The 14,861-nt window shown below is 45.8% G+C and carries 15 protein-coding genes; 10 read left to right on the forward strand and 5 right to left on the reverse strand.

Features of this window, described 5'->3' with window-relative positions; genetic code table 11:
• The first annotated feature begins 94 nt into the window (after positions 1–94).
• From HBAL_RS07150 to dusA, 4 genes are all read left to right on the forward strand, one after another.
• Positions 95–2,482: a xanthine dehydrogenase family protein molybdopterin-binding subunit gene (locus tag HBAL_RS07150; protein WP_015827270.1), complete on the forward strand. Its 2,388-nt coding sequence runs from the start codon at positions 95–97 to the stop codon at positions 2,480–2,482.
• Between the two features lie 14 nt (positions 2,483–2,496).
• Complete coding sequence (locus HBAL_RS07155) at positions 2,497–2,952, forward strand: (2Fe-2S)-binding protein (protein ID WP_015827271.1); 456 nt, start codon at positions 2,497–2,499, stop codon at positions 2,950–2,952.
• Positions 2,953–2,978: 26 nt separating this feature from the next.
• Positions 2,979–4,058: a GTP 3',8-cyclase MoaA gene (gene moaA, locus HBAL_RS07160; RefSeq protein ID WP_015827272.1), complete on the forward strand. Its 1,080-nt coding sequence runs from the start codon at positions 2,979–2,981 to the stop codon at positions 4,056–4,058.
• A 171-nt stretch (positions 4,059–4,229) separates the two neighbouring features.
• Positions 4,230–5,213: a tRNA dihydrouridine(20/20a) synthase DusA gene (gene dusA, locus HBAL_RS07165; RefSeq protein WP_015827273.1), complete on the forward strand. Its 984-nt coding sequence runs from the start codon at positions 4,230–4,232 to the stop codon at positions 5,211–5,213.
• 22 nt (positions 5,214–5,235) lie between these two features.
• On the opposite strand, the gene HBAL_RS07170 is transcribed toward dusA, so the two are convergent.
• The 3 genes from HBAL_RS07170 to HBAL_RS17035 are packed head-to-tail and all read right to left on the reverse strand — an operon-like array spanning position 5,236 to position 6,244.
• The gene (locus HBAL_RS07170) at positions 5,236–5,781 is read right to left on the reverse strand and encodes a retropepsin-like aspartic protease family protein (RefSeq protein ID WP_015827274.1); all 546 of its coding nucleotides are present in this window, start codon (positions 5,779–5,781) and stop codon (positions 5,236–5,238) included.
• A complete protein-coding gene (locus HBAL_RS07175; protein ID WP_015827275.1) occupies positions 5,778–6,041 on the reverse strand; it encodes a hypothetical protein in 264 nt (87 codons plus the stop codon). Before HBAL_RS07175 ends, HBAL_RS07170 begins: the two co-directional genes overlap by 4 nt.
• On the reverse strand, positions 6,038–6,244 hold the full coding sequence (locus HBAL_RS17035; RefSeq protein WP_407635706.1) for a DUF1289 domain-containing protein: 207 nt from the start codon (positions 6,242–6,244) through the stop codon (positions 6,038–6,040). The genes HBAL_RS07175 and HBAL_RS17035 overlap by 4 nt, the downstream gene beginning before the upstream one ends.
• 168 nt (positions 6,245–6,412) lie before the next feature.
• Between HBAL_RS17035 and HBAL_RS07180 the strand changes: the two genes are divergently transcribed.
• Together HBAL_RS07180 and HBAL_RS07185 are read left to right on the forward strand one after the other, a co-directional pair.
• Positions 6,413–7,396, forward strand: a complete 984-nt coding sequence (locus HBAL_RS07180) for a nicotinate-nucleotide--dimethylbenzimidazole phosphoribosyltransferase (RefSeq protein WP_015827276.1) — start codon at positions 6,413–6,415, stop codon at positions 7,394–7,396.
• 115 nt (positions 7,397–7,511) lie between these two features.
• On the forward strand, positions 7,512–8,186 hold the full coding sequence (locus tag HBAL_RS07185) for a hypothetical protein (RefSeq protein ID WP_149037381.1): 675 nt from the start codon (positions 7,512–7,514) through the stop codon (positions 8,184–8,186).
• A gap of 62 nt (positions 8,187–8,248) precedes the next feature.
• Here HBAL_RS07185 and tyrS read toward each other — a convergent pair whose 3' ends face one another.
• On the reverse strand, positions 8,249–9,514 hold the full coding sequence (gene tyrS, locus HBAL_RS07190) for a tyrosine--tRNA ligase (protein ID WP_015827278.1): 1,266 nt from the start codon (positions 9,512–9,514) through the stop codon (positions 8,249–8,251).
• Positions 9,515–9,587: 73 nt separating this feature from the next.
• Here tyrS and HBAL_RS07195 point away from each other — a divergent pair, with 73 nt between their 5' ends.
• Complete coding sequence (locus HBAL_RS07195; RefSeq protein WP_015827279.1) at positions 9,588–10,757, forward strand: anhydro-N-acetylmuramic acid kinase; 1,170 nt, start codon at positions 9,588–9,590, stop codon at positions 10,755–10,757.
• 22 nt (positions 10,758–10,779) lie between these two features.
• Here HBAL_RS07195 and HBAL_RS07200 read toward each other — a convergent pair whose 3' ends face one another.
• The gene (locus HBAL_RS07200; RefSeq protein WP_015827280.1) at positions 10,780–11,490 is read right to left on the reverse strand and encodes an alpha/beta hydrolase; all 711 of its coding nucleotides are present in this window, start codon (positions 11,488–11,490) and stop codon (positions 10,780–10,782) included.
• 161 nt (positions 11,491–11,651) lie between these two features.
• On the opposite strand from HBAL_RS07200, the gene HBAL_RS07205 reads away from it, so the two are divergent.
• The 3 genes from HBAL_RS07205 to sufB are packed head-to-tail and all read left to right on the forward strand — an operon-like array spanning position 11,652 to position 14,802.
• Complete coding sequence (locus HBAL_RS07205; protein ID WP_015827281.1) at positions 11,652–12,095, forward strand: Rrf2 family transcriptional regulator; 444 nt, start codon at positions 11,652–11,654, stop codon at positions 12,093–12,095.
• An 11-nt stretch (positions 12,096–12,106) separates the two neighbouring features.
• Positions 12,107–13,264: a cysteine desulfurase family protein gene (locus HBAL_RS07210; RefSeq protein ID WP_015827282.1), complete on the forward strand. Its 1,158-nt coding sequence runs from the start codon at positions 12,107–12,109 to the stop codon at positions 13,262–13,264.
• Complete coding sequence (gene sufB / locus HBAL_RS07215; protein WP_015827283.1) at positions 13,264–14,802, forward strand: Fe-S cluster assembly protein SufB; 1,539 nt, start codon at positions 13,264–13,266, stop codon at positions 14,800–14,802. Before HBAL_RS07210 ends, sufB begins: the two co-directional genes overlap by 1 nt.
• Positions 14,803–14,861 lie beyond the last annotated feature (59 nt).

Raw genomic sequence — 14,861 nt, forward strand, 5'->3', positions numbered from 1 at the left:
CAATTTTGTATGGGTAATGAGCTACTCTAATTTAGGGTCAAAAATACCAAATGGCGAAAGTGTCAAATGGGTGTGTATGAAAGGATAACGAAGCATGTTTTCTGATTTAATGAATGAGATGGCAATAAAGTCCAACATATCCGATGAGCCTGACACTTCCAAAAATGTCGTGCCTGTGAATTTAAGCCGTCGCGGTTTTATTTCAGGAACCAGCTTGTTCGTTATTGGTGTTTCTCTAGTTGGATGTTCCAAAGCTGAAGAAATTTTGATCGATCCAGTCCCACCAACGCCTGCTGGTCCAAGCCCTTTGAAGGAAGTTAGGGGTGGAGATGCCACACCGTCCTTGTGGATTGAAATAGAAGCAGATGGCAAAGTCAAAATCACATGTCACCGCGCTGAAATGGGACAACAATCATGGACTTCCATGGCCCAAATTACCGTGGAAGAATTAGAAGCGGAATGGGACAAGGTTGAGATTGTTCAAGCTCTCGGGAATCCCAAATATGGTGACCAAAACACAGATGGCTCACGCTCTGTTCGGTTCAACTTCCATCGTTTAAGGGTTGCAGGTGCCGCAATGCGCCAAATGCTGTGTCAAGCAGCTGCAAATCATTGGGGTGTTGAATTAAGTGAGTGTTATGCCGAGCAAGGCATTGTGACGCATACACCGAGTAAGAAGACATTGACTTATGGCCAATTGGCGGAAGCGGCCGGTAATTTACAAGTTCCTTCTGAGGATCAAATTAAGCTAAAATCAAGAGATGAGTGGCGGCTTATCGGTAAAGAGATTTCATCTCTTACTGTTGAAAAAATTGTAAAAGGTGAAGGCATTTTCGGCCAAGATGTTCAGCGGCCTGGAATGGTATATGCGGTGATCTCACGCCCACCTCAAGTCCTTGGCAAAGTGCTATCGTATAATGATTCTGACACTCTAGCGGTTCAAGGTGTTTTGAAAACGGTCGAATTGCCAGCTGCTACCGTGCCTGTCATGTTTAAAGCGCTTGGCGGCGTAGCCGTGATTGCGACAGATACATGGGCGGCCATTCAGGGTAGACAGGCATTGTCGATTGAATGGGATAAGGGACCAAATGCTGGATTTGATTCTGAAGCTTTTACGAAGGTATTAAGTGAGAGAACAAATACGTCTGGTACTATTCACAGAAAACGTGGAGATGTATCTCAAGCATTTGCTGCGGCTGAAACAAAGGTAACAGCGGAATATCAAACGGCGTTTTTTGTTCATTCTCCGATTGAGCCACCTAGCGCGACAGCAGAGTGGATCGGCGGTGAATTGGAGGTGTGGGCGTGTGTTCAGGACGCTCAGACAACGCGAAAAACCATCTCCGATTTGTTGAGCGTCGATATTGAAAAAATCAAAGTTCATCCAACTTGGTTGGGCGGTGCTTTTGGACGAAAATCCAAATGTGATTTCGCAGTGGAAGCTGCCTTGCTGTCTCGTGAGTTGGGCAAACCGGTTAAGGTTGTTTGGACACGTGAAGATGAAATTCAACATGGATATTATCATGCTTCAAGTGTGCATCGTTTTGAAGGTGGTTTGGATGCGGATGGTAAGTGTATTTCTTATCTTAATCGCGCCGCATTCCCGTCTCTCACATCTATTTTTAATCCCAGTGCAGATGAAGCAACCGGATTTGAGATGGGACTAGGGGCTGTGGATGTCGCATTTGATGTACCTAATCTACAGGTTGAAAGTGTTAAAGCAGAAGCAAATGTGCGCGTTGGTTGGTTACGCTCTGTTGCAAATATTCACACTGTTTTTGCCAATCAAAGTTTCGTCGCTGAAATGGCTGTAGCAGCAGGGCGAGATCAGAAGGATTTTTTAATTGAGCTGATTGGTGCGCCACGTATCATGGACCCAAACAAGGATGAGCAAACGCAATACCCAAACTATGGTGCGGATGCTACAGAATACCCTCTTGATACAGCTCGACTGACGAATGTTGCCAATCGTGTGTCTGAGATGGCGAAATGGGGACGTGAACTTCCTAAGGGGCATGGTTTAGGAATAGCCGTTCATCGTTCTTTCCTAACTTATGTTGCAACTGTTGTCGAAGTGGCAGTTGATGATGAAGGTAATCTTAGCATTCCGGGTGTTTGGGTGGCGATGGATGCTGGAACTGTAGTCAATCCACTTCACGTAAAAGCCCAAATTGAAGGTGGAACGATTTTCGGTTTCTCCAATGCGCTCTATGGTAAAATTTCTATGAAAAACGGTGCTGTAGAGCAAGCGAACTTCCCAGATTGGAGATTGCTACGCATGGAAGAAGCGCCGCGTACGTTTGAAGTTGAAATCATTGAATCTAATGCGCCGCCTGCAGGTGTGGGTGAGCCGCCTACTCCACCAGCTGCACCTGCACTTGCTAATGCTATTTATGCTGCAACGGGGAAAAGATTTAGAAATTTACCGATTATCGGCGCTGATGATTATGTGCTGCCGCTAAATAGAACAGAAGACGCTTAAGGGAGGATGTAACCATGGCTATTACGATCAATATTAACGGCAAAAACGAAACAGTTGATGCAGCAGCAGGTACACCTCTATTGTGGGTGTTGCGTGATCATTTGAAAATGACAGGCACAAAATTTGGATGTGGTGTGGCACAATGTGGTGCGTGCACTGTACACTTGGATGGAGAGCCAACGCGCTCTTGCTCAATTCCGCACGATGCGCTGGATGGCGCGAAAGTGACGACGATTGAAGGCAAAGAGGGGAAAGCTGCTCAAGCTATCCGCGATGCTTGGGTTGATTTGAACGTGCCTCAGTGCGGATATTGTCAATCTGGACAAATTATGTCGGCGGTCGCGCTGCTGGAGTCAAACCCAACTCCAACAGATCAGGATATTTATGATGCCATGAGTGGAAACTTGTGCCGTTGTGCAACCTATATGACAATACGTCGTGCGATTAAGCAGGCATCTACACGTCTGTAGTGGATAAATGACGGATTAAACACTGAATGGTATATAGGCTGATAGAAACCAAAGCGGCTGTGCAAACACCGACAATAGATGTTCGCTCGAAGGACACAATTGCACCTGTTGATCAGACCATTCTTCAAGATCGGTTTAATCGAACAATTAGCTATTTGCGCCTATCCATAACGGATAGGTGTGATTTGCGTTGTACGTATTGCATGCCTGAACGTATGCAATTTTTACCTAAATCGGATGTTCTTTCTTTTGAAGAATTAACGAGGCTTGTTGATGCTTTTATTGCGCGTGGAATTACAAAGCTTCGCGTGACCGGCGGTGAACCATTGGTGCGAAAAGACGCTATACGCTTGTTATCAAAATTTGCAGAGAGATTGGGCAGTGGTTTAGAAGAGCTTACACTCACAACCAATGCAACACAATTAGAAGCAAATGCACAAGCCTTGGCGGATATGGGCATTAAGAGGATTAACATATCGCTAGATAGTCTTGATCGAAATGTTTATGAGCGCCTGTCGCGAAGAGATGCGCTCCCGCAAGTGCTTAGAGGCATAGATGCTGCTGCTAAGTCTGGACTTAAAGTTAAAATCAATACTGTTGCGTTGGCAGATGCGAATGCTGACGAAATTCCAAGCATGATTAGCTGGGCTCATAAAAATGGATTTGATCTCAGCTTGATTGAGGTCATGCCTTTGGGTGAGGAAATGACGCACAGATCTTCATCATTTTTGTCACTTCAGGAAGTGAAATCGCAGCTTAATAAACATTGGACGCTCACTGAGCTAGAAGACAGCACGGGTGGGCCAGCTAGGTATATGCGCGTTGAAGAAACGGGCGGGCGAGTCGGATTTATTTCTCCTTTATCTCATAATTTCTGCGCGACTTGCAACCGTATCCGTATGACATGTACTGGGCGTTTGTATACATGTTTGGGGCACGAAGAGGGCGAGGATTTACGCGCGGCTTTGAGAGATGACCAAACTGATGAAACGATGAATAGATTGCTGAACAGGGCATTGAGAAATAAGCCTGAACGTCATGATTTCGACGAAGCAAAAATTGATACACCATCTTCACCGCGTACTATGTCTGTTACGGGCGGATAACTAATTTCACTGAATGCCGCAGGAGGCTTGTACACAAAGCTATTCAGTAGAGCGCTCGGAATTTGCACCTTATTGCTGATTAAGCTATACGCCTCTGCTGCTGTGTCTAAATGCTATGACGCAATAAGAGATAGCTAGTTCACGCTCTAATTTTCTGAATGAATTGAATGAATGATTTACAATCACTCTTATAGATTTTCTGTCGCGCCGATGATGGATTGGACAGATCGGCATTGCCGGATGTTCCATCGTGCGTTTACCAAGCGTGCGTTGCTGTACACTGAAATGGTCACTGCAGATGCATTATTGCACGGAGATTTAGAGTATTTGATCGGCTTTAATCCTGACGAGCAACCTTTAGCTCTGCAGTTAGGTGGATCAGACCCTATCAAGCTGGCTCAAGCCTCTAAAGTGGGTGAAGATTATGGCTATAGTGAAATCAATTTAAACTGCGGTTGCCCATCAGATCGCGTGCAGTCAGGAGCTTTTGGTGCGTGTTTAATGGCCCAACCAGAGCGCGTCGCTGAATGTATTTCTGCGATGCAAAATGCTGTCGATATTCCTGTGACTGTAAAGTGCCGTATCGGTATTGATGACGATGACCCAAATGAGCGGTTGTTTTCTTTTGTGAACACAGTTGCCGATGCCGGGTGTCAGGTGTTTATCGTGCATGCACGAAAAGCATGGCTTAAAGGGCTAAGCCCAAAAGAAAACAGAGATATTCCACCTTTAGATTATGATTTGGTGGTTAGATTAAAAAAGGCTCGTCCAGATCTAACAATTTCGCTCAATGGCGGGTTAGTTGATATGGAAGCTAGTTTAGATCAGTTGTCTTGTCTTGATGGCGTCATGTTAGGACGTGCTGCATACCACACACCTCACATTTTGGGACAAGTAGATAGATTGGTGTTTGGTGAAACGACTCCAGATGTTTCAGAGCATCAAGCGTTGGCTACGTATCGTCCATATATCAAAGCTCAACTAGAAAAAGGTACGCATCTTCATGCGATCACTCGCCATATGATGGGGCTTTTTAATGGGAAGCGCGGCGCAAAAAAATGGCGTCGCTATTTGTCTGAAAATGCTCCAGGAGCAAAAGGTGTAGAGGCGATTTCAATTGTCGATGAGGCTGCTGGCTTTGTGGCTGAAGAGTAAAACTTGTGTGTTGAAGTCACCATTATTGATGAATGATAATCGCAGATTTAGATACTTCCCATTTTGTTAGTCTCTCAAGAAATGACATGCCTAAAAGGGATTGCTCCAGATTATCATCCAGAACAACTGCATCAATATTTTTGAGCATTACACGTCCGATTTCTAGGCGGTCAAGCGTGACGGATGCACCATAAGTTGTTCCCGAAGCTGTTGTGATCTTGATGTCTTTTTCCATTGTTGAGTAGTCATACCCAAGGCGCCTTGCATCGGCGGGTGTGAGAACGCAAATGCTAGCGCCTGTATCCACCATGAAGTCTAATTGATATCTATTATTGACCTTAGCCTTTGCCCAATAGTGACCGTCTGGTTGTTTGCGTAATGATGCAGCGAGTTCGCCAGGATATTGTATTTCAAACTGGTTCATTGCTTTGGGTGATTTTACAGCTGTTTGCACTTGTTCATTGCGTGCAGAAAAAGCTTCCTCACGTTCAATACGTTCTCTAAGCCCTATTGCAATCGCAAAGGCTGCTATGAAAACGATGAGAATAGATCCAAATTTATTATTCAATGCATCACCTGATAAATGAGTGCTATTAAGCCTGCTATTCCTGCCCACACAATCGCGTATTTAAACATTTGAGCAGCATTTGTTTTAAATGCGCCATACACTCCTCCTGATATCAAAAGGAGGTAACCACAAAGCAAAGAAATTCTGACAATTGAGACGTCTTTTCCGTCTTGGCTTTGAAAACTACCATTGGTCAGAAAAGCAATTAAGATTAGCGTTGCTAGGATGAGTGCGGCTGCAGTGAGTATTCTTGATATCATTTTAACTCTTGCCCATTTGCATTTTCACTTTTGCTTTGCAAAAATATTTCGGCACGATCAGGTAATTTAACCAAAATATCTCGTCGTTCCTGCTGAGTCATCAGGGACCAATTTTCGATTTCGATCAGAGTGCGGTGGCAGCTGATGCATTTCGTGTGAGAACTATCAAGTTCGCATATATTTTTGCACGGAGACTGGATCACAGTAATGCTTTCAAGCGCAGATAGAGAATAGTGAATAAGTTGACCAAAACAAAGATGAAGTCGACCCCAAAATCAATAATACTCTACCTAAAAGGAGTTGATCGAACGCATCGAAACGGGCATAGATGAGTCTCGCTTACAATTTTTGGTCTAGAACTGGACGGAATCATGTCGCCTCTAGATGATATACGTGCTCTTGTTGAAAGTGCACCAAACGGTGATTTGGCAGCAAAACAAGCGGCTGAAGATCGACAAAAACGATTGATGCAGGCACCAGGTGGTTTGGGCCGTATGAGTGAAATAGTAGCATGGATGGCGCAATGGCAAGGGACCCCGATTCCCAAAGTCGAACGCCCAATGGTTGCTATTTATGCTTCCTCTCATGGGGTTGCAAAGCATGGTATTGTTTCACATGACAAAGCAAGCACCCAAAAAATGGTTGAAATGTTGCGCACAGGGGCTGCTGCGACCAATCATATAGCTGCAGCTGGTGGTGCAGGATTGCGTGTTTTTGAAATGGCGGTCGAAAAACCGACAGCCGATTTTACCGAAGGTCCGGCTATGTCGGAAAAAGAAACAGCTGCGACAATTGCCTTTGGTATGGAAGCAATTGCTGAAAAACCGGACTTGCTGGTATTAGGAGAAACGGGCGTTGGTGGCGGTACGGCTGCTGCTGCTGTGGCGTGTGCCATGTTTGGCGGGAATGCTACATATTGGGTGCGTGCTGGGGCGTGGGTCTCGTCTGAGGTTATTGATGCGCGTGTTGAAGTGGTTCGCAAGGCGATGGCGACTCATCGTGGAAACTTAAGCAATCCTCTTGAGATATTACGTCGGGTCGGCGGTAGGGAAATTGCGGCGCTAGTTGGAGCAATTATCGCCGCCCGTATGCAGGGTATTCCAGTTATATTGGATGTTTTCTCAACCTGTGTCGCAGCTGCACTTGTGCATGCAATGAAGCCCGGAGCTGCTGATCATTGTCTAGCAGGTCATTTGTCGTCTGAGCCTGCACATCAAGCGCTTTTAGATCGTTTGGGACAAAAACCATTGTTAGATCTGGGGCTTAGGTGTTCTGAAGGGGCGGGTGCATCTGCCACAATAGGGTTGTTGAAAGCTGCTTGTGCAGCAAACGAGCATGCCGCTATCGGTCATTAGGGTTAGTAATTCAGATATATCGTCATTGGAGAATTCTATTGACTATATTCTGAGGAAAATGTTTTCCCTAGTGTTAAAGAATATTGGTAAGAAAAACTTGCGAAAGCGAAATATCATGACGCGTATCTTTGCAGCATCGACATTGAGTTTGGTTTTGTTGGCTGGTTGTGCGACCGGAACAGCGAATAAAGTTTCACCTTATTCAGTATATACCCCTCCTAAAGTTGGGACTGTTTTAGAATATACCGCTTATGCAGCTGGCGAACCTGATTTGAATCTTAAGCAGGTGGTCGTTGAATCTGGAAGTGATTACGCGCTTTATGCAAATGTTTCAGAGATGGGAAAACAACCAGCTGAAGAAGATTTTTTCCTAGAGTTTTCAGGGGTTTATTGGCAAGTATGTGGTGATGTAATGCCGAGCGCATCCGAACGGCAGTCCCTACAGACATTGTGGCCTATTCAACAGGGAAATAGCACAATATTAAGCGGTACGGATTTAGCCGGAAAGCCCATTCCTGTGGATGTTTCTGTTGTTTCGACAAAAATATCTGAGGATATCGGATTCGGAGCGTTGCCAGCATTTGACGTTAAAACAACTTTTGATGTACCTGAAACAACAACGTTTATTCCTGAATTGTCTGTTGCTTCGCGAATTGAATGGGGTGTACCCGGAACAGAAAATTACGCTGGATATGATCAGCTTGTGAGCGTTACTCAGGCTACAGCAGGGCAATATGAAGACTATGTCTCATTTGGTAAGTCGCGTTGTTTACCTGCGGCTCTTAGATAGTTTTAGTATCGTTTTAAGTGATTGAAATGCCCACAATCTATCGAGGTTGTGGGCAATTTTTGTTAGTTCGCTGTTAAACGAGCGTGTCTTTTCTTACCAATTGATAAGCGAGCAGTGTTGTCGCTCTCAAGATCGGCTGTGCCTATTGTCGCAAGCTCGTCAGTGATGGTTTCACCATTTAATTTTGCAGCACCAGCTTTAATGTGACGTCTAACTTCACCTTTCGATTTGGCGAGTCCTGACGCGACAAAACCGTCAATCACGCTATAGCCAGATTCAATTTCCGACATTGCAACATCAAAGGAAGGCATACCGTCTGCTGTCGCGCCTTCGGCAAATACCTTCGCAGCTGCGGCATTAGCTTCTTTGGCGGCTTCTTCTCCGTGGAGCATACTTGTCGCCGCATCAGCTAGCGCAATTTTAGCATCATTGATTTGTGCACCTTTAAGCGATTCAAGTTCTGCTATCTTATCCAATGGAAGGTCGGTGAACAGTTTCAGGAATTTTCCAACATCTGCGTCTTCTGTGTTGCGCCAGAATTGCCAATAGTCATATGGACTTTTCAAGTCAGCATTGAGCCATACAGCTCCGCCAACTGTTTTACCCATTTTAACACCGGAAGCGGTTGTCAATAAGGGCGTTGTGAACCCAAAGGCTTGAACATTCTCTACGCGGCGACACAATTCTGTACCATTGGTGATATTACCCCATTGGTCGGAACCACCAAGTTGAAGGCGTACTTTAAGGCGGCGGTTTAGTTCGACAAAATCATATGCTTGCAGAAGTGCATAATTGAACTCAAGGAAAGTGTAAGGTTGTTCGTTTTCGAGGCGGCGTTTTACAGTGTCCTGCATAATCATTTTGTTGATGGTGAACAGTTTCCCGTAATCGCGCAGAAATTCGAGATAGTTGATCTTACCTAGCCAGTCATCATTATTGACCATGACAGCATCTGTTGGTCCATCCCCGAAAGTCAGGAATTTTTCAAATACGGATTTAATGCCATTAATGTTTTTCTGAATTTCTTCTTCGGTCAGAATCGGGCGAGATTTTTCTTTATCAGTCGGATCACCGATTTTTGTCGTGCCGCCGCCCATAAGGACGATAGGTTTACCACCAGCTTGTTGAAGGCGTCTCAGCATCATAATAGATACAAGATGACCTACATGTAGACTTGAAGCAGTTGCATCATAGCCGGCATATGCAATGGGCATTTCAGATTTAGCATATTCATCCAAACCTGCTTCATCTGTTATCTGATAGACATATCCGCGCTCAAAAAGAGTGCGTAATAATTCAGATTGAGGCATGAAGGCATCGTCGGCCATAAGATTCGTCTCCTTAGATTGAGTTGGGCGATTAACACAAGAGATGCAAGCTTTGAAAGAGGGAAGAGGCGTAATGTCTAGCCAATTAGCTCAATTGTTTAAAACCGGTCCTCAATGGGTGCTTGGGTTTATGAGTGGAACTTCTCTTGACGGCGTCGATGTTGCGCTTGTTAAAACAGATGGTGAGCGTATCGAAGAGCTTGGGTCGTGGATTACGATTAGCTATACGAATGCTCAAAGGAAAGTGCTGGCAGAAGCAACACAAGATGCCCTAAAATGGAATTGGGAAGGCGTTCGTCCAAAGAGTTTTGATAAGGCTGAGCGCTTGATGACGCTGGCTCATGCTGAGGCTGCACAAAAACTCATGCAGTTTGGGGGAGGTGAGACACCTGTTCTTGCTGGCTTTCATGGGCAGACGGTTTTGCATTCGCCTCCTCTTGATGGTCAGAAGGGAAAGACGCTCCAATTAGGAGATGGTCAATTGCTGGCTAAAGAGCTTGGCATTCCTGTTGTTTATGATTTTCGTACAGCTGATATGGAAGCTGGAGGGCATGGTGCGCCATTGGCGCCAATCTATCACACCGCGCTTTTGGATATGGAAGCTGCTAAACGCAATCAAAATGAATTTACAGGCGTAGTGCTAAATCTTGGTGGAGTCGCCAATTTCACTTGGCAAACAAGTGATCAGCCGCCAATTGCCTTTGATACTGGACCGGGAAATGGGCCGATAGATGAGTGGATTGAAAAGCATGGAAAAGGCGCATTCGATGCTGATGCCAAATTTGCTTTAGCTGGCAAAGTGCACGAAGAGAAAATTAAAGACTGGCTAAAACACCCCTATTTTTCGACCAAGCCACCAAAGTCACTCGACAGATATGATTTTTCTGCTGAAAAATTGGTATCTGATATGTCCTTCGAGGATGGTGCAGCGACACTCACAGCCTTCTCCGCGCGAACCGTATTACAAGCTTTGTCGAGTATGCCGAAAAAGCCGGAAATGGTGGTGGCAACCGGAGGTGGGCGTCACAATCCTCTCATTATGCAATATCTTCGAGATGAATTAGGCGATGCCCTAATTGATGCATCAAGTATTGGCTGGCGAGGAGATGCGATAGAAGCAGAAGCATTCGCTTTTCTGGCGGCACGCTCGGCGTTGGAGCTACCAATAAGTTTTCCTGAAACGACAGGTGCTCCAGAACCAATTACGGGTGGCCGCCATATAGCAACCACCCGTAAGAGATAAATCTATATCTTAAAGCTGTGCTTTATTCTTCTTCATCAAAATCGTCGATCTCGTCTTCGAGTTCTTCGATTGATGGGAGTGTACTTGGGTTTGCAGCGGCGAGACGGCGGTCGAGGTATTCAGCCGCTGTCGCTTCAAGCTCTTCAAGTTTGTCTTGATAAAAATGGTTTGCGCCGGGAACGATGGCGCGTTCAATCTCTTCACCTTTTTGGACACGCACTTTTGTGAGTGAGCGCTCAATATCAGAAGGGGCTGCGACACCGTCTTTATCGCCAGCTATGATTATTCCTGATGCCGGACAAGGCGCAAGGAATGCGAGATCATAATGGTTTGCTGGTGGTGATACGGCGATGAAACCATCGATTTCAGGGCGGCGCATCAAAAGTTGAAGACAAATATACGCACCAAATGAATAACCCGAAACCCAACAAGCGCGGGCGCTGTCATTTATTGATTCGAGATAGTCAAGAATGTATGCCGCATCAGACAGCTCTGCTGGACCTGCATCAAATGACCCCTGAGAGCGACCAACACCACGGAAATTGAAACGTAATGTAGAAAATCCACGCTTAGCGAACATTTCATAAAGCGTAATAACAACAGGGTCTTGCATAGTTCCTCCCGCTTTTGGGTGAGGGTGCAAGATAAGGGCAATAGGAGCGCCGGGGATCTCGGATTCTTCGTAACGGGCTTCAATGCGACCGGCAGGACCAGGGATAATGACTTCTGGCATAAACGGAATCCTTCTAAAACCAATAAAATGTAGAAAACAGGCGATACCCTATTCTGTGGGTAAATTACAAGTTTTTCTGACTCTAGTTTGTAATTGGTCTATTACTTGACTAATTTCATCGGGTATATATTTAAGCCTGAAATAGTCTGCAGGAGAGTTTAATGAAATTGGGTTCTAGAGGTCGGTACGCTGTTATGGCGTTGGTGGATCTTGCGTCAAACGATATGGACGGTCCGGTTTCTCTTTCCGATATCGCTGAACGACAGAAGATTTCACTCTCATATCTGGAACAATTGTTTGCCAAACTGAGAAAAGCAAACATCGTGAAAAGTGTACGTGGGCCGGGCGGTGGTTATTTGTTGTTAAATGACGCCTCAAAAACCATGGTAAGTCAGATTATCGTCGCCGTTGATGAACCAATTCAGACGACACGTTGCGGTGAAATGGGAGGGAAACCATGTACCGGGCGGTTGGAAAGATGTGCCACACATGACCTTTGGCGTGAGCTGCGTCTTCACATAATTCAATTTCTGTCTGGTGTGTCTATCAGTGATGTTTTGTCGGGTAATGTTAAAGGCATGTCCGGCGTTTTGGAAAGATTATAGGAATTCAAGTTTTGGCGAAGTTTGACGCCATATATTGCGATTATAACGCAACCGCACCTTTAAGGCCGCAGGCTAAAGACGCGATGATTGCAGCTATGGACATAGGGGCAAATCCTTCATCCGTGCATGGCCAAGGCCGTGCTGCACGCGCATGTCTTGAGAATGCACGGGAAGTGGTTGCGGGCGCTATTGGGGCTTGCCGCGAAGACCTGACCTTTACGAGTGGCGGCACAGAAGCCAATGCTGCGATACTCAATGGTATTCGTCTTCAAGAACCGTTATTAATGCCGATTGTTTGCGGGTTTGAGCATGATGCTGTGTTGGCACAATTGCCAGACGCAATAAAAGCGCAAGTGACGCCAGATGGATTGATAGATCTTGAGTGGCTAAAGGAATTACTAGAAAATTGGCCCCATGAAGGGCGACAGCCTTTGCTCTCTTTGATGCTAGCAAATAACGAAACAGGCGCGATTCAGCCCGTGGAAGCTGCTGCAAATCTAATTCATGAAGCTGATGGTTTAATCCATTGTGATGCGGTTCAAGGTGTCGGCAAGATGTCTGTTTCTGTGCTGGATGGTGAAATAGATTACATGACCTTGTCGGGGCATAAGGTTGGCGGACCATCGGGTATAGGCGCTTTTTATGTGCGTGCAGGTGCACCGTTTAAAGCGACATTACTTGGTGGCGGTCAGGAATTAGGGCGTCGTTCAGGAACGCAGAATCTTGTTGGTGCAGCGGGATTTGCGGCGGCGGTAGACGTATCACTTCAAGACTTAGAGAAATTTCAGGAATTTGCCGTAAAACGTGATACACTGGAAAAACGCTTGAAAACTGTGGCAAATGTGACGGTATTTGCTGAAAATGTTCCACGATTGGCAAATACATCTTGCCTCAGTGTTGAAGGTTTGCGAGCTGAGACCCAAGTGATGGCTATGGACCTTGCTGGCGTTGCTGTGTCATCGGGTTCAGCATGTTCATCTGGCAAGGTGAAGCAATCACATGTTTTAGCATCAATGGGAGTTGCGCAGGAACTCTCACAAGGTGCAATCAGGCTCAGCTTTGGTTGGGCCTCACAAGATACAGATTTTGATAAAGCTGGCGACGCATGGTTACAAGCGGCGCAGCGAAAAGGGATAAACATGAATATCCCGAATAAGGAGACTGCCTGATGGCCGACGACACACGTGCACAAGATATCGTAAAAGATGGCGTTGATCAGGCGACAGTTGATGCAGCGCGTGCGTTGGAATCGGATAATTACAATGCTGGTTTTACCACTGATATTGAACAAGAATTTGCACCTAAAGGTCTAAGTGAAGAAACTGTCCGCTTCATTTCTGCGAAGAAGAATGAACCTGAATGGATGCTTGAATGGCGTTTGCAAGCATATGAGCGCTGGCTCACCATGGAAGAGCCTGACTGGGCGATGGTGAATTATCCAAAGATTGATTATCAGGATGCCTATTATTACGCAGCGCCCAAAGGGCAAACAAAATACGAGTCTATTGATGACGTGCCCGAAGAGATTCTGGAAACCTATAAAAAACTAGGTATTCCATTACGTGAAGCAGAAGTTTTGCTGGGTGTGGAAGGTGCTGCTGAATCTGCGGCTGAAGCACGCGAGAAACCACGTATTGCTGTGGATGCTGTGTTTGATTCTGTGTCGGTGGTGACGACATTTCAAAAAGAGCTGAAAAAAGCCGGCGTGATCTTCATGTCGATTTCTGAAGCGATTGTTGAATATCCTGAGTTGGTGAAAAAATACCTTGGGACGGTTGTGCCTCAGTCTGACAATTTTTTCGCGACGCTAAATTGTGCGGTCTTTTCCGATGGGACATTTGTCTACATTCCCAAGGGTGTACGTTGCCCGATGGAATTATCGACCTATTTCCGTATGAATGCACAAGGAACTGGGCAGTTTGAGCGGACTTTGATCATTGCAGATGAAGGTGCTTACGTTTCCTACCTAGAGGGCTGTACGGCACCTATGCGTGATGAGAACCAGCTTCATGCGGCTGTTGTTGAACTTGTTGCGCTTGATGATGCTGAAATTAAATACTCAACCGTTCAAAACTGGTGGCCTGGTGATGCTGATGGCAAGGGCGGCGTTTATAACTTTGTGACCAAGCGCGGTGATTGTCGCGGAAAACGATCTAAGATCTCTTGGACACAAGTTGAAACTGGTTCTGCGGTGACTTGGAAATATCCAAGCTGTATTTTGCGCGGTGATGATAGTGTTGGTGAGTTTTATTCTATCGCTGTCACGAATGGTCATCAACAAGCCGATACAGGGACGAAGATGATCCACCTTGGTGAACGTACCAAGTCGCGTATAATTTCCAAAGGTGTATCAGCCGGTAAATCAAACTCGACCTATCGTGGTTTGGTGTCTGTAGGCGGTAAGGCCAAAGGGTCTCGCAACTTTACGCAATGTGATAGTTTGCTGATCGGTCAGACATGTGGTGCGCACACCGTGCCCTATATCGAAAACAAACGTGCAGATGCTCAGCTTGAGCATGAAGCCACGACAACGCGCCTATCTGAAGATCAGTTATTCTACTGTCGCCAGCGTGGCTTGGGTGAAGAAGAAGCTGTGGCGCTTCTCGTCAATGGGTTCGTGCGTGACGTTATTCAGAAATTGCCCATGGAATTTGCTGTTGAAGCGCAGAAGCTTCTCGAAGTCAGCCTCGAAGGTAGCGTTGGTTAAACCTAAAGGCTGTTTCCGGTTGACCCTGTGACGAAATAACATACTAACCCTGTCGGGTA

This window comes from Hirschia baltica ATCC 49814 (assembly GCF_000023785.1).
Lineage (GTDB): Bacteria > Pseudomonadota > Alphaproteobacteria > Caulobacterales > Hyphomonadaceae > Hirschia > Hirschia baltica.